Annotated in this window: 17 protein-coding genes; 9 read left to right on the top strand and 8 right to left on the bottom strand. The window is 43.7% G+C overall.

The annotated features are described in order from the left end of the window. Nucleotides 1-25: 25 nt before the first annotated feature. From CVV44_00150 to CVV44_00160, 3 genes are all read right to left on the bottom strand, one after another. Nucleotides 26-1,807, bottom strand: coding sequence for a hypothetical protein (locus CVV44_00150; GenBank protein PKL41084.1), 1,782 nt, complete (start codon nucleotides 1,805-1,807; stop codon nucleotides 26-28). Nucleotides 1,808-1,903: 96 nt separating this feature from the next. Then, nucleotides 1,904-3,259, bottom strand: a complete 1,356-nt coding sequence (locus CVV44_00155) for a hypothetical protein (GenBank protein ID PKL41085.1) — start codon at nucleotides 3,257-3,259, stop codon at nucleotides 1,904-1,906. A gap of 270 nt (nucleotides 3,260-3,529) precedes the next feature. Continuing rightward, a complete protein-coding gene (locus tag CVV44_00160) occupies nucleotides 3,530-4,813 on the bottom strand; it encodes a diguanylate cyclase response regulator (protein ID PKL41086.1) in 1,284 nt (427 codons plus the stop codon). 344 nt (nucleotides 4,814-5,157) lie between these two features. Between CVV44_00160 and CVV44_00165 the strand changes: the two genes are divergently transcribed. The 9 genes from CVV44_00165 to CVV44_00205 all read left to right on the top strand — a co-directional run bounded on the left by CVV44_00165 (nucleotide 5,158) and on the right by CVV44_00205 (nucleotide 15,005). Then, a complete protein-coding gene (locus CVV44_00165) occupies nucleotides 5,158-5,616 on the top strand; it encodes a hypothetical protein (GenBank protein PKL41087.1) in 459 nt (152 codons plus the stop codon). A 23-nt stretch (nucleotides 5,617-5,639) separates the two neighbouring features. Next, the gene (locus tag CVV44_00170; GenBank protein ID PKL41088.1) at nucleotides 5,640-7,394 is read left to right on the top strand and encodes a sodium:proline symporter; all 1,755 of its coding nucleotides are present in this window, start codon (nucleotides 5,640-5,642) and stop codon (nucleotides 7,392-7,394) included. Between the two features lie 226 nt (nucleotides 7,395-7,620). Beyond that, nucleotides 7,621-8,955, top strand: coding sequence for a glycerate kinase (locus CVV44_00175; protein PKL41089.1), 1,335 nt, complete (start codon nucleotides 7,621-7,623; stop codon nucleotides 8,953-8,955). 204 nt (nucleotides 8,956-9,159) lie between these two features. Beyond that, nucleotides 9,160-9,942 (top strand): hypothetical protein, encoded by a 783-nt coding sequence (locus CVV44_00180; protein PKL41090.1) that lies wholly within the window; start codon nucleotides 9,160-9,162, stop codon nucleotides 9,940-9,942. Nucleotides 9,943-10,025: 83 nt separating this feature from the next. Further along, entirely contained in the window at nucleotides 10,026-11,405 is a 1,380-nt protein-coding gene (locus CVV44_00185; GenBank protein ID PKL41091.1) for a hypothetical protein, read from the top strand. After that, nucleotides 11,402-12,712: a hypothetical protein gene (locus tag CVV44_00190; protein ID PKL41092.1), complete on the top strand. Its 1,311-nt coding sequence runs from the start codon at nucleotides 11,402-11,404 to the stop codon at nucleotides 12,710-12,712. The genes CVV44_00185 and CVV44_00190 overlap by 4 nt, the downstream gene beginning before the upstream one ends. Nucleotides 12,713-12,724: 12 nt before the next feature. Next, nucleotides 12,725-13,180: a hypothetical protein gene (locus tag CVV44_00195; GenBank protein PKL41093.1), complete on the top strand. Its 456-nt coding sequence runs from the start codon at nucleotides 12,725-12,727 to the stop codon at nucleotides 13,178-13,180. Between the two features lie 93 nt (nucleotides 13,181-13,273). Next, nucleotides 13,274-14,560, top strand: coding sequence for an IMP cyclohydrolase (locus CVV44_00200; protein PKL41094.1), 1,287 nt, complete (start codon nucleotides 13,274-13,276; stop codon nucleotides 14,558-14,560). A 28-nt stretch (nucleotides 14,561-14,588) separates the two neighbouring features. Continuing rightward, a complete protein-coding gene (locus CVV44_00205; GenBank protein ID PKL41095.1) occupies nucleotides 14,589-15,005 on the top strand; it encodes a secondary thiamine-phosphate synthase enzyme in 417 nt (138 codons plus the stop codon). Nucleotides 15,006-15,057: 52 nt separating this feature from the next. Here CVV44_00205 and CVV44_00210 read toward each other — a convergent pair whose 3' ends face one another. From CVV44_00210 to CVV44_00230, 5 genes are all read right to left on the bottom strand, one after another. Then, nucleotides 15,058-15,693 (bottom strand): hypothetical protein, encoded by a 636-nt coding sequence (locus CVV44_00210; GenBank protein ID PKL41096.1) that lies wholly within the window; start codon nucleotides 15,691-15,693, stop codon nucleotides 15,058-15,060. A 96-nt stretch (nucleotides 15,694-15,789) separates the two neighbouring features. Continuing rightward, a complete protein-coding gene (locus CVV44_00215; protein ID PKL41097.1) occupies nucleotides 15,790-17,127 on the bottom strand; it encodes a hypothetical protein in 1,338 nt (445 codons plus the stop codon). A 3-nt stretch (nucleotides 17,128-17,130) separates the two neighbouring features. Beyond that, on the bottom strand, nucleotides 17,131-17,679 hold the full coding sequence (locus tag CVV44_00220; protein PKL41098.1) for a DJ-1 family protein: 549 nt from the start codon (nucleotides 17,677-17,679) through the stop codon (nucleotides 17,131-17,133). A 12-nt stretch (nucleotides 17,680-17,691) separates the two neighbouring features. Continuing rightward, a complete protein-coding gene (locus tag CVV44_00225; GenBank protein PKL41099.1) occupies nucleotides 17,692-18,789 on the bottom strand; it encodes a toxic anion resistance protein in 1,098 nt (365 codons plus the stop codon). Nucleotides 18,790-18,932: 143 nt separating this feature from the next. Then, complete coding sequence (locus tag CVV44_00230) at nucleotides 18,933-20,174, bottom strand: hypothetical protein (protein PKL41100.1); 1,242 nt, start codon at nucleotides 20,172-20,174, stop codon at nucleotides 18,933-18,935. Between the last annotated feature and the right edge of the window lie 2 nt (nucleotides 20,175-20,176).

The raw sequence follows: 20,176 nt of genomic DNA on the forward strand, positions 1-20,176 counted from the left end.
TTTACCTGTCGGCGGGGAAGGGCGGTTACATCCGTGCCTTGTCTTCCCGTGATGATGTTGATGCGGCGACCTTGTTGATGTATTCAGAAAAATAGTTGCTTCGAATGATAAGATCGCCGATATCAAAAGCGGTTTTCCTGTGCATAAGCTCCTTCGGACTTACCTTGGCATCGTCGCTTAAATATTCATCGGGATATGTAAGCGCGTAACTATCCCTTGTGGTAATCATGTTTTTTCCCATTATGTGGCCGGCATATTTTCCCGGATCAATACCCATGATGTATGCAATGGCGGGATAGGCATCGACCTGTGCAGTGATCCTTGATATGACGGCAGGTGCAACGCCGGGGATATGCATGATAAAGGGGACTTCCCGTCCCGGCTTCTGTATCCAGGCCAGGGAAGTATCACGCCTGACAATTTCTCCGTATTTCAGGTAGGGTATGTGGTCCCCGTAAAGTATGATGATACTGTCATCATATAATCCACTCTGTTTCAGGTTGGCAATGAATTTTCCCAGCGAAGCATCGAGTTTATGGATTGCCTCAAAATAGCCGTTGATATTAAGGAGATCCGCTCCCAGGTGTGTTTCAATGGTGATGATTATGCTGAAAAAAGGCTTCTCAAGACTCTTCATGATTGATATGCTCTTGTCAAAAACCTTCTCGTCATCATTGATCCATTCTTTTTTACCAAACATTTTTTCCGCATCATAGAACTCATCTATGCCCAGGGACGGATAACTCTCCCCCCTGTTCCAGAAACTTTTCTGGTTGCCGTGAAATGCCGCTGTAGTGTATCCCTCATCTTTCAGCAGACTGGGCAGGGCCGTGTAATAATTACCGGGATATCGGAAAAAAGTGCTGCCCTTCATGAGCGGGAAAATCGATGTTAAAAGAATTAATTCGGCATCGGAGGTTCCGCCATGGAAATTCTGACAATGGTGATGGCTGAAGTACATACTTTCTTTTATTAAGCGGTTAACATTGGGAGTCAGTTCCCGGTTGTTATGTTTTCTGTTGATGACAAAATTACCCAGGGCTTCACACTGGATGACTATGATATTTTTCTTTTTACCGACACCGAAAAGCTCATCACGATATTGAAATGAATTGTATTGTTTATTATCCTCAAGCCAATGCTTGATTTGGTCCTGGTCATGAGTGTTCAGGCTCAGCCTGGTTCTGCTGGTGACGGTGATAAAGAAATCGATGAACTGGTATTCCACAATATTATAATGAATCAGATTTTCCCACTCCCTCCAGGGATAGAGAAGAGGCTTGTTTTGAACGAATTTCATGTGAACCGGCACAATAAGCATTAAAATCATGCCGATTGAGAAGGCCATGGAAGACAGAGCTTTTTTCCTTTCTATGATCTGCTTTTTTATCCCGGGCAGTAAAAACAGCAGAATGAAGGGCACATCAAACAGCATTACCAGGTCCGAAAAGGACATAAGCGACCAGATGGAATTGCCCAGGCCCTGCAGGTTCGCAAGCTGGAGCAGGGCATACAGGCTCACGGGACGGGTAAAATACCGGATGTACACGATCTGTGTCACGATGAGCAGGGACGACAGCGCATATACGGTAAAGGCATAGATGAACCGGTTGCGGTTCTGTCTGAAGAGGAACCAGACTGAATAAAGAACAAGGATAGTGCCGATGATGTTCAGACCGTAGGCAGCTGAGGGTCTGTACTGAATTTCCATGAAAGAGGGGCTGATAATGAGTTTTATCGACAAAAGAAGTCCCAGCACGGGCATGTAATAGTTCTGTCGTATGTTCTGGATTGATTGTCTGATCATAATGATACCGTTGATATGCGGAATGAATTAATAGGTGATACCGTCATAAATTGGGCGGTTTTTCTGTCAATACTTCTTATAAAAAATATATAAATATTAGCCTTTTTTTTCAGCCTTTTCCATCTCTTTTTGCAGCTTTTTATCACTGGTACTGAGCATGATAGTGTTGGAACGCCAGTTTGAATAGTTTTTAAAGTACTCCGTGGACATGCCGATGGCTTCATAATAGGGAATGAAGATAACGGTCCCATCTTTGCGGGTGATCGGTTTATCCCCGCGGGGAATGCAGTAAAAAATTGCGTTATTCATAAGACGGGTGAAAAGATCCTGGGTAAAGATACGTTCTGACAGGGTCAGCGTTTTAAAGGCTACGGTGCTTGGCTTATTATACATCTCGAGATTGGTTTGTGCATCGGGAAAAGAAAATTGCAATCGAAGTTTGTTCCCCGTGATATTGGATTGCGGTATAAGCAGACGATATTTGCCGGCTCGGGGAATGGACAGTTTTTGAATTTGTGCATCATTTGTTGAAACGGTAATACGTCTGAAAGGATATGTTTCCTTGCCATAGTAGGGGTTCAGGGTCATGTCCAGGAGCAGATCACTGTCTGCCTGGGGCAATGATACTTCGATGGAAGCTTCACCGCCGTTATTCCATTGCTGTTCTTTTTCTTTGATGCCAAGGCCCGATATGGTATATTGGCCGGCATTTCCCGCTGTCCCGAAAGAAATTTTTGTAAGTACATGATGCAAGGGTGTGCTGCCGTCATAAATGCGGAATAATTTTTTGGAATAAAATTTGACCATGTATTTCTCATTTTTTGTGAAAAACACCTGTCTGTTCCCGTAATCAATGGTATGCCGGTCAAAATCATTCAGAATGATAAGTGTGCCGTTTTTTATATAGGAGCCGGCTATAAACATGATAATCGAGAGTTCGATGCGGTTCATGTGATATTTTTCAAGAAAGGCCAGTTCTTTAACTGCGGCATCTTTCTGCTTCAGGTCGGAGATTACGGGCATATTTCTGTTTTTCGAACGCAAAATGGCGTTTAAGTTCTCTCCTTTCAGGGGACCTATTTTCCTGTAACCCCATTCCGGAACGGTCATAATCGGTGGCGTGTTCCCTTTTACCATCTGTATTCTGTACCAGTATTTAATTCCGGGTTCGGCTGTTTTATCAATATATGAATTGCTAGTGCTTTCACCTATAAAATCCCATGGTCCGCGGGTAAGGGTTGAGCGGAAAATTCGGGATCTTGTACCGGAATTGATATTCTCCCAGTTGAGTTTGACAGCCTGATTTGTATCGCCCCTGGAAATTTTGATTTCATTCTTGCCGGGACTTTTCCCTGTTTGAGTCACTACCGGAGTGTCATCGGCCGAAAGGGGAATTATGAGGGCGATTATGGAAAAAAAGGATATTATGAATATATTGCTGCTCGTTTTCATAGGTACAATATAGTTAAAAAAGATTTTCCGGCAAGCACTTTTATATTACCTGTTTTCTTGAATCATGCTTCTGTTATAAGGGAACCTCTATAAATTAGATTTTGGAAGTTCCCTTGTGGGCACAAGCATAGGAAAAATCAGGTTTTTTCATTTTTTGGTTAATGAAAAACCTGATTTTTAGAGGTGCCCATAAATAATTTTATATTCATGAGGGAGTGATGTGCTGGATAATATATATTGTCTTACAGTACTTGCGGGTTCAATTTATATTTATCGTGAAACATGCCAGTCAAAGACTTTCTCGGTCCTGTTTTTCCCTTTTTTCCTGGCGTTAAAGAGGAGAGAATCTGCTTTTTTTATAAGCTCATTGGCGGTCTCCCCCTCGAATTGTACGGCGCCTGCGCTGAGGGTAATGGTGTTGTCTTTAATTTTGATTCTGTTTGCTGCTTTGCGGATACTCTCGGCAATACTAAAAGCATTATCAAAAGAAACATCGGGGAGAATAACAAGGAAAGAGGCGCCGCTGTAACGTCCCAGTATAGCATTTTTACTGATTCCGCTTCTAATTATATCGGCGATGGTAATGATAACCTTATCGCCGGTCTGATGACCGAATGCATCGTTGATGAACATGAAATGATCTATCCCGAAGAGAAGAAGCGAAAGGCTGCCTTTTACGGACTTTGTTTTTCTTATCTCTTCCTCGAGTTGCTCGAACAGGTACTGATGATTATAGACGCCCGTGAGTTGATCCGTGCTGACTACGGTCTCAAGCCTGGAGTTCTTTCTTTCAATTTCCTGCAGGAGCACATATGTCCTGGCATTGGCTATTAAACGGGCCATGAATATGCTCTGGTTGAAGGGCTTCAGCATGTAATCATCGGCACCGGATAGAAGGATGCTGGATATGACCTTGTAGTTATCAATTCCCGAGATGGCAATGATGACTGAATCGGGGAATCTCTTCCGGATTTCAATGATGACCTGCTCCCCTGAAATTCCCGGCAGAATGAGGTCGATAAAATAGATGTGATACTGCTTTTCGCTATCCAGCAGTTTTTCCGCCTTTGAAAAAAAATCAACCTTTGTAATGCCATTGAGCCGCAACAGGTTTTCAACGATGCTCAGTTCCATCCTGCTGTCATCGAGGACGGCCACTTCCATATTTTTAAGCTGTTCCCGGATCCCGCTCTTTTCTGTCAATGTGTCCACGAATGAAAGCAATTGGTCTCTGAATGTAGGGTCCTTGGGGATGTAATCAATAACGCCAAGAGAAAACATTTTTTTCCGTACTTCCATGGAATCATTGCCGGTGATCATGACAATGGGGATGTTTTTATAGGGACTATTGTTAATGTCGCGTATCAGCTTTTCACCACCGCCTCCCCTGATTTCAAGAGCCGTGATTATAAGATCGATCTTTCTGTCCCGGATAATTTCCATGGCCGTGGAAACATCGTCGGCGGAATAACAGGTGAACCCGTTTCTGGAAAAAATATCCTTCACTATATGCTTGAAAAACGAGCTGTTGTCGACATGAAGTATGGCGAACATATTGATACCCTGTTTGTCATGAATTAACCTTTATATCTCATCGCGGGAGATGAGATATGGCGATCAGGAATGCCTGTCTGCAATGAGACAGGACAGAGACGGTCTTGTAAAGGACTTTTATTATATGCATGAGATATGGTGTGGGAATATTACGAATGTGACATAAAAATGTTGTTGCATTTTTTAAAACCCGTGTTTATACCTGTTGTAAATATTCTTATGGGCAGCTCTAAAAATAAGGTATTTAATTATTTAAACCTTGAAAAAACTTGATTTTTCCAATGTTCGTGTCTACAAGGGAACATTCATAATAAGAAACAGATTAATATTTTCCGGAGTTTCATATGAGCAGCAGTGACAGATATTCAAAATTAATTGTCCGGTCCGTAAATCATATTTTCAAAAAGTTTCTGGGCGATCAGAATATCTCCGAGGTATACGAGATGCAGTCCGACGGGAATGATCACCAGGTAGCCGTGGAGATAAACGGCACTCTGAAGGGTGAAATAATAATCAACCTTCCCGAAACCACGCTTAACCTTCTGACAAAGAAATTTGTCGGTTCAGGCAACTCACGATCCATCAAAAAGCATTATGGTGATGTGGCCGGTGAAATCGCCAATCTGATCACCGGGACTTTCGCAAATCAGATGCAATTCGACAATCATGATATCATTCTTTCTCCGCCGGAATTCAATGATGACCCCATCTCCATGAAGGCTCTCTACGATAATATCAACATCTCTTTTACGTCTAGTTATGGCGGATTTGATGTGGATCTTTATTACAAGGAAGACCTGTAAGACGCTTCCCGCGTGAGAATCCGATGCAGCTGATCGATATCCTCATAATATCCGCATATTTTGCCGTGAGTATCGGCATTGCTTTTTTATTTTCACGGCGTGCCGGCCAAAGCAGGGAAGAGTACTTCCTGTCGGGCCGGAAACTTCCCTGGTGGATTGCCGGGACCGCCATGGTGGCCACGACTTTTGCCGCTGATACGCCTTTGGCCGTAACCGAACTGGTGGCCACTAAGGGAATCGCCGGCAACTGGCTCTGGTGGAACATGGTGGCGGGCAATGTCCTGACGGTTTTTTTCTTCGCAAAATTATGGAGGCGTGCAGGTATACTGACCGATGTGGAATTCATCGAGCTCAGGTACAGCGGTAAACCTGCCGCTTTTCTTCGCGGCTTCAGGGCATTGTACCTGGGGATTTTCATGAATATCATCATCATGGGATGGGTAAACGTGGCCCTGGCGGAAATACTGAAAAACATCTTCGGTATTTCCCGCGAGGAGGTTTATATCTGGATATTCGCTGCCATGATTTTTGTGGGCATCTATTCGGCCGTGTCAGGACTCTGGGGTATTGCTTTCACAGACATTTTTCAATTTATACTGGCCATGGCGGGATGCATCATACTCGCCGTTGTCATACTTAACCTGCCCCAGATTGGCGGGATTGATGGATTGAAAAAGTCCCTGCCCGGCGAAGTCTTTTCTTTTTTCCCAAAGGTCCAGTGGAATGCGGGCACCGTTGCGACGGGAGTGCTCAGCCTCTCATTTTCTGCATTTATGGCACACATAGCAATCCAATGGTGGTCTTCATGGTATCCTGGTGCAGAACCGGGCGGCGGGGGATATGTTGCCCAGCGGATGATGTCGGCCCGTGATGAGCGCCATTCACAACTTGCAACACTCTGGTTTACCATCGCCCATTACGCGATACGGCCATGGCCTTGGATTATTGTCGCCCTGGCATCAATGGTGCTCTATCCCGATCTTGCAGCCGATGAAAAAAAAGCGGGTTACATTATGGCAATGAGGGACCACCTTCCTCCGGGATTACTGGGGCTTCTCGTGGCGGCCTTTCTTGCCGCCTATATGTCAACCATAGCAACTCACCTGAACTGGGGGAGTTCCTATATTATGAATGATTTTTACCGACGCTTTGTGAAGAAGGAAGCGTCTGAAAAGCACTATGTACTGGTATCGAGAATCGTTACCATGATCCTCGTTGTTTTATCAACTATCATGGTTTTGTTTATAAATTCAATCTCCGGGGCCTGGGCCTTTATTATCGAATGCGGAGCCGGGCTCGGCCTGGTCCTTATCCTGCGGTGGTTCTGGTGGAGGATAAATGCCTGGTCGGAAATTGCGGCTATGATTGTTCCTTTTATCGGATTTTCATTGAGCAAATGGGTGTTACTGATAGAGTTTCCTGAAAGCATGTTTTTTATTGTAGGAATAACAACTGTTGTATGGCTTATCGTTACATGGTTTACCAGGCCGGAAGATCACGAAACGTTGATTCGGTTTTATCGGCGTGTACGGCCGGGAGGGCCCGGGTGGAAAAAAATCAGAGCCGAATTGCCTGACGTGGCCCACGGGGAACCGCTTACCGGGCTTTTTGTTAACTGGATACTGGGAGTAGCCCTGGTTTATTTATCTTTATTTTCTATCGGCTACCTGGTGATGAAAGAATATGTGAAAGGTGGTGTTTTGCTCACCCTGGCGGTTATAGTTTTCCTGGTCATGAGCCGCTTTCTCGGAAAAGAAAATCCCGCCGAATTGCAATAGATCGTCCTGTCATTGATTCCTGGGAAAAAGTGCCGCAGTGATATGCCCGGTGAATGTTTATCACCGCTCTTCCGCATTGGGTAAACCAGGTTTTTTTCAATTTGCGGCAAACCTTGTCGGGCAACAGGCTGAAATTAATTACTTGTATTAAATGATAAAAAGGTATATTGTACTTAATTAGATATACCATATTCATGAATTTTACCGATGTCGGAAAGGACTGGAAATGTCACCCCGTGAGGATCTGAAAAAAATTTACACGGCTGCCATAGATGCCGTCAATCCTGAGAACGCCGTAAGGGCAAACCTGAAACGGAAAAAAGACAGTATATTTGTTCGCGATCAGGCGGGAAAAATTGAGGAGTATGATCTAACAAGATATAAAAACATTTATGTTGTCGGTGCAGGTAAAGCAACCTCTCTCATGACAAAAGCCGTAGAGGAAATCCTGGGTGACAGAATAACCGCGGGTATCATCTGCGTAAAATATGGATATACGACGGAATTAACAAAAATAAGGATGATCGAAGGCGCACACCCCGTGCCTGACGAGATGGGCGCACAGGGCGCAAAAGAAATTCACGATCTTCTAAGCAAGGCCGGAGAGGACGACCTGGTAATTTCTCTCATCTCGGGAGGTGGATCATCATTGCTCCCTCTGCCGCCGGAATCGATAACTCTTGGTGAAAAAAAAACAGTTACGGATCTACTCTTGAAGAGCGGTGCTGCAATACATGAAGTCAATGCGATCCGCAAGCATATCTCGCGGACCAAGGGAGGAAACCTGGCCAGGGCTGCCTGGCCTGCCACGGTTGTAAATATGATGATATCGGACGTGGTAGGTGACAATATGGATGTAATAGCCTCAGGTCCCTTTGTGCCTGACAGTTCCACCTTTCATGAAGCACGGGAAATACTGGAAAAATATCATCTGATCGGGAAGGTTCCGGCCTCCATATCGGGATATATAGCCAAAGGGGAGGCCGGGGAAATACCTGAAAATCCCGGTATTGAAAGTAAAATTTTCAGAAATACAAAGAATAGCATCATTGCATCGAATATTACTGCGCTAAAAGCGGCCATGGAACGGGCCCGTAAACTGGGGTACAATGCCTGTATTCTTTCCTCGCTCATTGAGGGGGATACGGGGGATGCGGCACTATGGCATGCCAGGATAGCACGCGAAATAGTGGCTACATCAAATCCCCTGCCTGCTCCGGCCTGTATTTTGAGTGGAGGAGAAACAACGGTTGTAGTCAGCGGTCAGGGGAAGGGAGGGAGAAACATGGAATTTGCATTGCAGGCAGCCCCCCATATTCACGGCTTAAATACGGTCATCATGGCCAGTATAGGTACTGACGGAACCGATGGTCCTACTGATGCAGCAGGGGCTCTTGCCGATGGGACAACCGTTGAACGTGCAGTACGGAAAAATTTGAATATAGATAATTTTATCGGGAATAATGATTCCTATTCATTTTTCAGCAATCTCGGGGATCTTATTATTACCGGACCGACAAACACAAATGTTATGGATGTGAGAATCATTCTCGTTTCTTGATGAGGGGAAATGTCTTTCATTCTCAACTTATATGTTCAATTTGTTTATATGAAATAAATCATAAATTAATTTTATTAAATTAAAAAAATAAGTTGCTTATATGTAAGAAGTTATTTATAATAACCTATATAATATATTTTTATGGGCATGGAAGCCTTAATGTGCAAGAATCAATAATACTTGATTACTATGAGGAGTTGAATTATGAAGATGAGGAAAATGTTAAAAGTGTTTTCTCTTATTCTGATCACCGTGTTTGCCGTATCAACGCTGGTATCAGGCCAGGAAGAGAAAAAAGAAGATGTATCTATGAATGCAGACGGGACTTACAGCAGCACAAAATATAATGAGGCTGAAAGACCGGAAGACTCATATCTTGCCAAATTTCATGCACAGGATGTGGTAGCTAAACTGATGAAGAAAAATCTGGATCAGATTTATCTTCTGAAGGTGATTGTATCGAATTTTAAGGACAAAGGCTGGGAAGAGGAATATAAGAAATGTTATGCCGGATATAAAAAGGCCATGGACCTTTATTATAAACGGAATATTATTTATTCCAGAGTAGAGTTCGAAAATAATAAGAAAGATATTTCCGATCTGTTGAAAAAAATCACCGATGAATATAAGAAAGATACGCAGACCATGTTGAATGACTGTGCCGATAAAATACTCCTTCTTCATCTGGATGAAAAAACAAGATCTGATCCAAATAAAAATAGAGAGCTCCATCTCAACCAGATGAGGCTAAGAATATCCTACGGTCAGTTCGATGATGCACTTTCTTCAAGCATTGACAAGAACTACGAAACGGCAGTTTATCATTACCGCGTTTCCAAAACGTATGCCATAAAAATTATTGAAGAACTGGCAACTCCCAACGAAACCCAGGGTGTTAAGGATAAATACAAGATTCATAAGGCTGATAATCTGAACAGAATTTTTGAAACATCGTCTTCGGCCGGTGGAACGAAAACACCACAGTAAATATATTCTTATCGCGATAGAATAATTAAAAAAAGGGGAAAGATTATTCCCCTTTTTTAATTAATTGCCGGTATTTTATCATTATGCTAAAAAACATCCTGGAATATCTACTCAGATTTTTTTTCAGATCAATACAGCCCGCATTAATATTTTTTATCCTTTTTCATCCAACACACCTGGCGGAATATGAATTCCCCACTTTCAGGCTTGTTCTTGACCCCGGACATGGGGGAGTCTGCATGTTTCCCCGATCCGTGCATGGAGACAGATATGATCCCATATCAAAAACATATCTTGATGAATTCCGTGACGGGGCCAGCAGAAGGAATATTTACGAACATGAAATTGTCTACAGTATTGCCCGGAAAGTTCAAAAGCTGCTGGGATACTGCGCTCCGGGAGGTGATTTTGAATCCTTTAAACAGATATTGGAGAAATATACTGATGGGGATGTAAAACAGATAAATATTATAGTGAAAATGAGCAGGGAAAAATCCATGTCCGAAGAAAAAGCTGAAAAAATGGAGGATCCAAATGCAGGATACCGGCTCTTTGATTTCCCCGATGAAAATGATAATAAACAATACGGCCGAATTTCAAAAATAAACAGTTTCAGACCTCATCTTGTTGTTTCTCTTCATCTGGCAGGGGCTGCACCGGATGAATACAAGGGAATGAATCCAGTACTGGCGGCACCTTACAGGTTGCTGGAGAATGGGTTAAAATATCTGAGACATGAAATCACCGATCAGGAATATTTTCATGAGGACCCCCTGAGCGACTGGTTCTGTGAATCGAACAGGCGAACACCATTTCAGTGGCACCTCTCGGACGTTTCACAGTATTTTACGGGCTTCCCCCTGGACCGGCATCTAAATATTGAAAAGAAGGAATTCAAGGGATATCGGCAGAACATGGTGACCTGGAGGTATAATGATTCTCCCGGATGGGAACAGATCGCAATTTATCACTTCCCTTATTCGCGGTATTCCATGGATTATAATGATGTGGTCCCGGAAGGTAGATTCTGGGAACGGGAACAATCCGTTTATGAAAGCTATCGCCGTGACGGCGGTTATGAGGGGTTTGGAGGAGATAATTCATTTGCTTCATATGAGTTGATACGGTATATACTTTACTCGCTGAATATCAGCGGAAACAGTCATCCCAAGCAGGTACCCGGTAAATCCTATGTTTCAATATGGATTTTACCCATGCATATTAATGCCATAAATGCCTTTATTGAACTGGGCTACCTGAACCGGCAAAGGGACCGGTATATCCTGCTTAACAAACAGGAAGAGATAGCTGAAGGGATAGCTGTGGGTATTTATTCCCTGTTCGCAGGTCTTACTCCGCGGGAGAAATCCGTTAAAAATTCTCCTCTGGGAAAAAAGATTGACCTCGATAAATACAAAATAAGTAATGATACAAGCTATTTTGACCTGGTATGGGATGAATGATGTTGCAAAAAATAAAAACAGTACTAATCATTATACCGTTTATCATTTTGAATTCAGCGCACCTGTATTCTTCACCCGATGAATTTAATCGTTTTTTTATTGAAGCAGCAGGGAAGGCCAAACCCTCCGTAGTTAATATTATCATCTATAAGAAAAGCGGCAGGGGAGGGTCCTATAATCTTAAAAAGGTGGCTGATGGCACAGGGACAATCATTACCCAGGACGGCATGGTAGTAACCAATTATCATGTTGTGTCCCGGGGCGATCTGTACCAATTTATCACCAGCAATGGCTCACGCCATGATGCAGTCGCCTTTAAAGACGGTTCTTACTATATTGCCGATATAAAAACAGATATCGCTATATTGAGGATGGAAAACCGTCATGGACAGACCTTTGTACCCATAACCATCGCTTCATCGAATGATCTGAGCGAGGGGGAATGGGTTCTTGCCATCGGAAATCCCTATGGCCTTAAACAATCTATCACTAGCGGTATAGTCTCTTCAAAAGGGCGGAACAACATTGGATTTGCCGATATAGAAGATTTTATCCAGTCCGATGTCTCGATCAACCCGGGTAATTCCGGGGGACCCCTGGTCAATCTTCACGGAGAAATGGTTGGGCTGAATACGGCCATCAGGACCGTTTCAGGCGGTTCCCAGGGTATTAGTTTTGCCATTCCTTCCCAGATAGTCAAGCATGTCTGCTATGAATTGAACAGGCATGGCAGAGTAAGAAGGGGATGGCTGGGATTCCTTGCAAGGGAAAAGAGACTCAATAAAACTGGAAACAACAGTTATGTTGAGATATTTTCTATAATAAGGAACTCTCCGGCTGAACACTCGGGACTCCGTGAAGGGGACCTTGTCAGGAAAATGGATGGCAAGGCAATCACCTCTCTTGGCATGGTCATTGCCCTGATAGGCAAAAAACCTGTGGGAGAAACGATATCCATTACTGTTTCCCGTGACGGGAAGCTGTATGATTTTTCCATGCCTCTCAGGGAAAAGAACGAATATCAAAAAATAAGGAAGGTTCTTCAATCACTGTTTATCCGGTATGGCATTGAGATTGATGAGAATGTAAATTCCGGGAATGTCGTTATATCCTCCATCTCTCCAAGAAGTGCCGGCAGTGATATTGCCGCCGGGGATATAATCCTTGCACTTAACGGTATAAGAATCAGCAATGTGGATGATTTTATACGTGTTTTTTCTAAAAATGCCTTGAGCATATCAAGGATGGAAATATATCGTGAAAATATGCTTCATGAAGTATTTTTCCCGGATGATAATTCACGATAGAATTTTAAACACATGAAAAGATTGTTATACATCATCTTCCTTATGCTCATATCCTGGGATTTCAGTTCCAGTGCTGCGCCACGTGATGAAAGGGGAGAAGCGATACTCATACTGGATAAGGCCTTTTATTACGAGCTCTATGCAACACCCCTGGTTCACCGGGAGCAATACCTGGAAAAAAAAATAAACATGATAGTTCAGGGACATGCCGTTGTTACTGTTATTGACCGTCTCAGCAGATACAGAAAACAATATCGGGTGCAGCTCGAAGATAATGCGGCACAGCGATATAAGCTGACAATCATATATAATATTTTTTTTGACAATGAGGACTCATTGAAGATGTTGAACCAGAATGAAATATTTGAATTCAAGGGACAGTTCATGTCCTGCACATCGCTCAATACAAATCAGAATGCCTTTATTATTGACATCGTTCTTGAGGAAGGAGCGATTCTGATTGAATGATATATATTATTGATAATGATTAAAGCTGTGAAACCGGGTACAAATCGATACTGGTGTTTATAATGAATGAATATTCCATCAAAGAGGTAAAATATGAAAGATTTAAAAAATGCCTATAAGACAGTCATGGACGACCATTTCCCCGATGATATGACGATAACTTTCGGCGATCAGAAACTTGTATATAAGAAGCGCGCATGGAAAATCGATGAGGACGGAACCCTCATAGAGAAGGGACTGAGGTATGGCGAGAATCCCGGTCAGGAGTCGGCCATGTATGAACTGGTGAACGGAAATCTTGTTCTTGGCAAGTGTCATTTTATACAACCGGGCAATTCTCTGGTAAGTGGCATTTCGGAAGAAATGATGATACAGTCGGGAAAACATCCCGGGAAAATAAACCTGACCGACATTGATAATTCCCTGAATGTGATGAAGTATCTAATGGCGAAGCCGGCCGCAGTCATTGTGAAGCATAATAATCCCTGTGGTGTTGCCTATGGATCGACTATAGCTGAGGCATTCAACCGGTCCTTCCGTGCCGACAGGATTGCGGCCTTTGGCGGTTGTGTTGCCCTCAACAAAACAGTCGACAAGGAAACGGCCCAACTCATAGCAGACCAGTACCTGGAGGTCGTGGTGGCGCCCGATTATTCCGGCGAGGCGGTGGACATCCTGAAGACCAGGAAAAACCTGAGGATAATAAAAATTGGACGGATAGATGAGCTGGAAAAATACAGTAACTTTCAGTTTGTAGATATCAAATCCATGGTGGATGGAGGAATTATTGTTCAGCAGTCACCGCTCAATATTGTAAAGACAAGGGATGATCTGAAACCAGCCGAATCGGAATACAAGGGACAGATATATAAAATTGACCGTCTGCCATCGGACAGGGAATATGATGACCTCCTCTTCGGCTGGTTCGTGGAACAGGGCGTTACATCCAACTCCGTTATCTATGTGAAAGACGGTGTCACCGTTGGTATAGGAACAGGTGAGCAGGACCGTGTTGGTGTGGCTGAAATCGCCGTTTACAAGGCATACACAAAATATGCAGACCTTATGTGTTTCGATAAACACGGGATTTCGCTGAAGGAACTGGAGCTCGCAGTAGATAAGGGAGAACGGAAACAAGCTGAACTGGCTGATATTAATGAGGCCACCACGGAAGCCAAAGGCGGGCTCATCGGCTCAGCTGCTGTTTCTGACGCATTCTTCCCCTTCCGTGACGGCGTTGATGTATGCATTAAAGAAGGAATTACCTCCATTGTGCAACCGGGTGGATCAATGAGGGATTTTGAAACTATCATGGCGTGTAATGAAGCAAATCCCCGTGTTGCCATGGTATTTACGGGACAGAGGGCCTTCAAGCACTGATCCTCAGTTTGATGGAACGGTAAGCGTTATGGCGACATACACCGATTATATATCAGTCTCCTCCAGAGGTAATCGTGATGTAATCGATCTCACGCCGTTTATAGCGGACATCATTGAAAAGAATCAAATTACCGATGGAATTGTCGCCGTCTTTTGCCCAGGTTCAACGGCGGCTATCACCACAATAGAATATGAACCTGGCCTCAGGAAAGACATTGATGTTTTTCTTGAGCGCCTTTTCCCCTATGGGGAACACTATCATCATCATGAAACATGGAATGATGATAATGGTTCCTCGCATATCCAGGCTGCCATACTGGGCCCCGGGATAACGGTTCCCCTGGTGAACGGGAAGCTGACTCTGGGCACCTGGCAGCAAATAGTACTCGTGGATTGCGACACCCGACCCAGAAAGCGGAAAGTTGTCATTCAGATTGTGTATTGATAGCATGGTCTTTCCCGTAAAAACAGGGATGACATGAAAGCAATTGTTCCGGCTACTTCTGTTTTCGCTGCTCGTATTCCTTGATGTATTCATCAATCAGGCTTCTTTTCTGCGGCTCTGCCGGATGTTCTTGTTCCCGGACCGGTTTCACACGGTCTGCAAAGAAATTAACCAGGGCTTTGGCAGGTTTGAGGAAAAAGTTTTTAAGGGAATAGAAGAAATCAGAAAAGAAATTCACCAGGATTTTGAGAATTGACCGCTTTCCACCTGCTCCGGAGAGCGGTTTCCGGGGAGGACTGACGAAGCTCTTGACGGTTTCAGTAGTTGCTTTAGCCGCTGAGCTAATGGCAGCCGATGGAGACGATTCGGCAACACGGCCATACATGGCCGGTATTGGATTCGGAACATTGGGTATGTGAACTCTTGGTACTGAGGAGGACCGGGTAGGTATCTTTCGGAATAGGCGTGTTGACTGGGTCTCTTCCGCGCCGCGGTCTATGACAAAAAGCAAAAGATAATATACATACATAAACATATTATAGAATATCAGGAAAAAGGCCTGCCATATCTCGAAAAAGGACCAGAATGCCTCGAGTAGTACTTTACCGAAATCAACCCATTTAAAAACAAAATTATATATATTATCCAGCGCTCCGTTGGAAAATTGTTTGACCATGCTGTATCTCATGCAAAACCTCCCGGGATTTAAACGACTATATTCTCTGACCATTCCTGTATCAATTAATGGAAAGAGTCAATTAAAATCTGAAATGAAACTATGGCCTCAATCGGGAATATCTTCCAGTTCATGCATTTCATCAAGGATGGACATGGATTCCCCGTTTTGTGATGAGGATTTAGTATCTTCTGTGAATATTTTCGGTTTTGCCCGTGTATTACTTTCATTTTTTTGTGCCGATGATATGTCTTCTTCCGTAGAAATATGGTCGCGGGAGCGATAGTACTGAGTTTTTGCCGAGAGTGTTTTTATCCCTGCAATGGTTATTTTACCGAAATTGAAATGAAGATTGGAATCATTCATCAAAACTTCCATGGAGCTTTTATTTTTTTCCGATGATAGTTCCACCATCTTCAAAAGTTCATCAATACCGAAATTGAGGGTATAGGCCATTTCTGTCTTGAGTGAAATATTTTCTTCCAAAAGTTTGTTCTCAAGAAAAACGTAAATTCGTGTCAGCGGCTGTTTATATGTTTTAGCGTCAAGGCGGATATGGGTGAACCATGCTCTCTGGCTGATAGATGAAAATATCCTTTTAAGAATTTGCGGGGATCGCTTGATAAGCTTTGTCAGGGAATCGCGATTTATGGGGAGCAGTATGATATTACCGTAAGCCACTGCCGTGGCATTTCGCGGTTTGTCAGAAACGAGGGCCATTTCACCGAAAATATCACCCTCTTTCAATACTGAAAGCAATATCTCTGTGCCATGATTGTATTTGACAATTTTTACCTTGCCCTCTTTTATAACAAAAAGTTCATCACCGGGTTCGTCTTCACAGAAGATGACCTGCCGGTCTGAATATTTGTTGTAAATACCTTCCCTGAGCGGTTCGGTTATCGATCTGAATCCCGAGCTTTCAATATTTGAAATACAGGTACGCGTCTCTTCCGCCCTGCTGTTTTGGGGATAGAGCTGCATCAATTTTACAAGAATGTAGTAGGCCATCTCATAAGAATCGGCTTCGTAGTAATAATGACCCATATTGAATAATCGCGTTTCAACAGGGAGAGAATCTTCTTTATAATCGCCGGGGAATATCATGTCGTCATAGGACCTCAGATACTCGGAGAAATAGTTTATCACTTTGAATGCCAGGGCTGAATTATCCTGCAATTGATTCAGGAACTGGTCCCGACCCATCATTAGTATGCTTGTATCCCGGAGCGTGACAGCGCTTTCAGTGCGGGGATGGTTGCTCAGAGCGGAAATGAAGCCGAAAATATCGCCTTCACTGAGGATATTTTTATAGTTAGGAATGTTTTGGTTGATCTGTGTAAGCTGGATTTCGCCTTTTTCCAGGATAAATACGCTCTCTACATCTTCATCGCCTTCAACATAAATGTATGATCCCTTTTTAAAGGTGTATTTTTTGTCCTTCATGAATCACATCCAGTATACCTGCATCCCTTCTTTCAGATCATCCGATGTTTTTTTATCTTTGATTAGTTCAACAAGTTTTAATGCAAAGGGAAGGGCGCAGCCGGCTCCCCTCCCGGTTACAATATTGCCATCCGCCACGACGGGTTCATTCCTGCATTGCGCGCCCTTCATTGTTGCTTCAAATCCGGGGTAGCAGGTAGCGTTTTTATTTTGCAGCAGTCCCGCATGCCCCAGTACCAGGGGCGCAGCACATATGGCTGCTACAATTCCTCCCGATGCGTTGATTTTCTGAATGAGCGATATAATCTCGGTATTATTTTTAAGATTTTCACTGCCGGGCATTCCACCGGGAAGGACTATGCATTGGAAATCAGCGGCACTAACGGTTTTTATATCAATGTCGGCACTAATGGTTATGTTATGCGATCCAGTTACGGGACTGCCCGAAAGGTGTGCCGTGGTTACGGTGATGGATGCCCGGCGCAGTACATCAATAATGGTAACGGCCTCTATTTCTTCAAACCCGGGTGCCAGGGGTACCAGTACTTTCATGGGTAGATCTCCTTATAATGTTGATGATGAGCTTGCCTTTACCGCCGAGAGCTTTGCCTTCAGATCATCTTCGAGTCGTATTAGTTCCACTTCTGCCTCTTTCCTTTTAGTCTTTCCTTCCTCCTGGATCTTGAGTGTTTCCTCGATGGTGGAAATGAGATCTCCATGGACCTTTTTCAGGGTCTCGATTTCAACGATACCCTTCTCCGATTCGCGCGCCGTTTCCAGGGTCCCTTCCTTCAGCATTTCGGCGTTTTTCTTCAGGAGTTCATTGGTGGTCTCGGAAACCTCTTTCTGGAGCTTCAACGCTTTCTGTTGACGGAAGAGACTGATGGCGATGATAATCTGGTTTTTCCACAGTGGAATGGTATTAAGGATTGAACTTTGTATTTTTTCCACCAGCAGCTGGTCATTGTTCTGGATCAGGCGGATCTGGGGAAGCGTCTGGAGGGAAACCATACGGCTCAGTTTCAGGTCATGGAGCTTTTTCTCGAAACGGTTAATCATCTGGACCATGTCCTGCACCTTCTGTGCATCCAGGGCGTCTTTCGATTCTTCAGCCTTTTTACGCACTTCGGGAAGTATTTTTTCATTGATCTCCTGAAGTTTCATTTCACCGGCAAGGATGAAGAGGTCCAGCTGTTTCAGGTAATCATGATTTTTTTCATATAAGTTATCGAGCAGGGTGATATCTTTAAGCAGCTGCATGCGGGCCTTGGTCAGCTCATCGGTGATCCGTTCAATCTCAACGCTGATCTTATTATACTGAGCAACGAATTTTTTAACTTCGTCAATCAGATTGCCAAGGATAGGAACCTTTGAGAGAAAGCTTCCCGAGGGTCCGAGCTTGTCAACTTTGAGCTCCCTGACGGTCACCATAAGGTCCGTGAGAACTTCACCGGCGTGGCCTGCGTCCTTGGCCCGTATCTGCTGCAGTATGGTATCGGCAAAACCGGATATATTGCTCTGGGCTCCTACACCATACTGGATGATTCCCTGTGAATCATTAATGTCAATCTGGTTTGCAATAGATACAACCTGTTTCTGTTCTTCAGGTGTCAGCCGCGATAGGGTCAATTCCTGGGCATTATTTGCTTGTTCAAGTGCCATAGTTGTCTCCTTGCAATACGATAGTATTAATAATTGTGAATGTTTTTCCTGCAGGGCACCTTTCCGGTGCACTACTGTCTGTAGTGTACTATATTATTTTGAAGAAATGCAAGAATTATTTTCACCGTGAACCGGCGAATGGTTCAGCCCATGCTTTGATTGAGAAGAAATTGCTTAAAACGTACGGCCTGTTTAAAATCAGGTTTGAGTGCTATGGCCTTGTCACAATCTTCCAGAGCGGCCTGTATATTCCCCATATCATAGAATGTGAGGGCCCTGCCATAAAATGTATCGGGCCACAGGGGATTAAGATCCAGGGACTTGTTGAAGTCCACCAGCGCTTTTTCATAGTCTTTCAACATCCGATGGGTGAGTCCCCGGTTGGTGTAAATCCGTGTATCGCCCCGTTCGATTTCGATGGCCTTGTTGAAATCATCCAGGGCCATTTCATACTGTGAGAGCGAAAAGTATACCAGTCCCCGGTGATTGAAAAGATAATGGTTCGGCGAAATAAGCAGAAGGTGCGTATATAATTCCAGCGCCTTATCCAGGTTATTGCTGATATGGGCGTTCAGCGCTTCCACAACGAGGTCATTGAGTTCCGTATCAAAATTGATTATGGGAGGAATAATTTCTCCGGCAGAATTTCGGATATCTTTGCCCGGGTTCCTGTACGCATTTCCCATTTTTTCCGGTACCGTTGATACCTTATCGAGCAGGCGGGTATGCCTTTCTTCCAGTTCCAGTATTCGCTTTCGCTGGTAATCGCGTATTTCCTGAAATGTAATATCGGCCAGGGAGAGGGTTGCATTGAGGGCTACGAGCTTGCGTCGGATGGTAGTTTCCACTTTGTCAATATTGGTCTTATAAACCAGTTCATGTTCAACTTCGGCCCAGGCATCCTGCAGGATTGTTCTCAGTTGTATTTCGCAGACCAGGGTTTCTTTCATGCGCATTTTTGAAAGAATTTCTATGGGAAATTCGATAATCAGGTGTGTTGAGTCGTAGCCGAATTCCTTTATGGAAAGCTCCTGATGTTTGTATTTTGTCTCGAGAACTTCGCAGCAGCGCTTCATGATGCCCTCAATTACCTGGATATCCTCCAGGAAAGGAACGATAATGCGGATGCCGATCAGATCGTTTATGGCCTCAAAGGGGTTTTCGATATGCTGTTTCTGACTTTTTACGAGAAGTTTGCGGTAAAATGCTTCAAAATCTTTAACACGGCCTTTTATCATAGCTGTTTTTGAGGATTCCGCTAGCTGGGAATCTATGTGGTCTATAAGGATATCCAGCGCCTTTATCAGCTTGCCATGGCGCCGTCCATATTCCTTTTGCAGGATACTTTTACTGTCTATCCAGTAGTTTACCGATTTCTGATTCATGA

The sequence above is a fragment of the Spirochaetae bacterium HGW-Spirochaetae-1 genome, assembly GCA_002839375.1.
In the GTDB taxonomy this organism is placed as follows: domain Bacteria; phylum Spirochaetota; class UBA4802; order UBA4802; family UBA5550; genus PGXY01.

What these genes read in the sequence shown, in the direction of transcription:
- CVV44_00200 (PKL41094.1), top strand. Translation starts at nt 13,274, where the DNA reads ATGAAAGATTTAAAAAATGCCTATAAGACAGTCATGGACGACCATTTC.
- CVV44_00185 (PKL41091.1), top strand. Translation starts at nt 10,026, where the DNA reads ATGCTAAAAAACATCCTGGAATATCTACTCAGATTTTTTTTCAGATCA.
- CVV44_00210 (PKL41096.1), bottom strand. Translation starts at nt 15,693, where the DNA reads ATGAGATACAGCATGGTCAAACAATTTTCCAACGGAGCGCTGGATAAT.
- CVV44_00170 (PKL41088.1), top strand. Translation starts at nt 5,640, where the DNA reads ATGCAGCTGATCGATATCCTCATAATATCCGCATATTTTGCCGTGAGT.
- CVV44_00180 (PKL41090.1), top strand. Translation starts at nt 9,160, where the DNA reads ATGAAGATGAGGAAAATGTTAAAAGTGTTTTCTCTTATTCTGATCACC.
- CVV44_00190 (PKL41092.1), top strand. Translation starts at nt 11,402, where the DNA reads ATGATGTTGCAAAAAATAAAAACAGTACTAATCATTATACCGTTTATC.
- CVV44_00220 (PKL41098.1), bottom strand. Translation starts at nt 17,679, where the DNA reads ATGAAAGTACTGGTACCCCTGGCACCCGGGTTTGAAGAAATAGAGGCC.
- CVV44_00175 (PKL41089.1), top strand. Translation starts at nt 7,621, where the DNA reads ATGTCACCCCGTGAGGATCTGAAAAAAATTTACACGGCTGCCATAGAT.
- CVV44_00195 (PKL41093.1), top strand. Translation starts at nt 12,725, where the DNA reads ATGAAAAGATTGTTATACATCATCTTCCTTATGCTCATATCCTGGGAT.
- CVV44_00165 (PKL41087.1), top strand. Translation starts at nt 5,158, where the DNA reads ATGAGCAGCAGTGACAGATATTCAAAATTAATTGTCCGGTCCGTAAAT.
- CVV44_00205 (PKL41095.1), top strand. Translation starts at nt 14,589, where the DNA reads ATGGCGACATACACCGATTATATATCAGTCTCCTCCAGAGGTAATCGT.
- CVV44_00150 (PKL41084.1), bottom strand. Translation starts at nt 1,807, where the DNA reads ATGATCAGACAATCAATCCAGAACATACGACAGAACTATTACATGCCC.
- CVV44_00160 (PKL41086.1), bottom strand. Translation starts at nt 4,813, where the DNA reads ATGTTCGCCATACTTCATGTCGACAACAGCTCGTTTTTCAAGCATATA.
- CVV44_00230 (PKL41100.1), bottom strand. Translation starts at nt 20,174, where the DNA reads ATGAATCAGAAATCGGTAAACTACTGGATAGACAGTAAAAGTATCCTG.
- CVV44_00215 (PKL41097.1), bottom strand. Translation starts at nt 17,127, where the DNA reads ATGAAGGACAAAAAATACACCTTTAAAAAGGGATCATACATTTATGTT.
- CVV44_00225 (PKL41099.1), bottom strand. Translation starts at nt 18,789, where the DNA reads ATGGCACTTGAACAAGCAAATAATGCCCAGGAATTGACCCTATCGCGG.
- CVV44_00155 (PKL41085.1), bottom strand. Translation starts at nt 3,259, where the DNA reads ATGAAAACGAGCAGCAATATATTCATAATATCCTTTTTTTCCATAATC.